Origin of the sequence: Corynebacterium sp. UMB4614, assembly GCF_030217065.1 — a bacterium.
Lineage (GTDB): Bacteria > Actinomycetota > Actinomycetes > Mycobacteriales > Mycobacteriaceae > Corynebacterium.
This window is the reverse complement of the sequence record NZ_JASONC010000058.1, coordinates 1-438: the sequence shown is the minus strand read 5'-3', so window position 1 is coordinate 438 and position 438 is coordinate 1. Positions and strand designations below refer to the sequence as shown.

The following is a 438-nucleotide window of genomic DNA, read 5'->3' as shown; positions in this document are numbered from 1 at the left end:
TTCCATCAGCTTCTCGCTGATCTCATTGACCTTTGCCGGGTCATGGTTTTTCTTCGGTGACACCGTAGTCATTATCGGTGACACTCCTTCTCGATCAGAGCCTCACACACAAACTTCCTGACACCCTCCGTGAGTTTGGCCTATCGTCAGACCAACTCGTCAAAGATTGGTCTTGGAAATGGCGCAAAGGCGGCGATGAGGCGTTGAAGCCGAAGCCGAAGGGCAGACCCAAAGGCTCGGCTGCACCGAAGCGGCTTACGGAAGAAGACAAGCTTCGCCGTCAGATCGCGCGGTTGGAAGCGGAAAACGCTTACTTAAAAAAATTGCGGGACCTGAGGAACCAGGGACACGCCTGAAAGTCCAGGCGATTGTCATCCTCAAGTCACAGCATCGTCTGCAATACCTTTTGGATGCGGCAGGCATGCCGAGGTCGACGTT

General features: G+C 53.9%; 1 pseudogene. It reads left to right on the top strand.

Annotation, left to right across the window (positions count from 1 at the left end):
• Positions 1-128 precede the first annotated feature (128 nt).
• Positions 129-438: pseudogene (locus QP413_RS09880) on the top strand (IS3 family transposase); the annotation flags it as partial.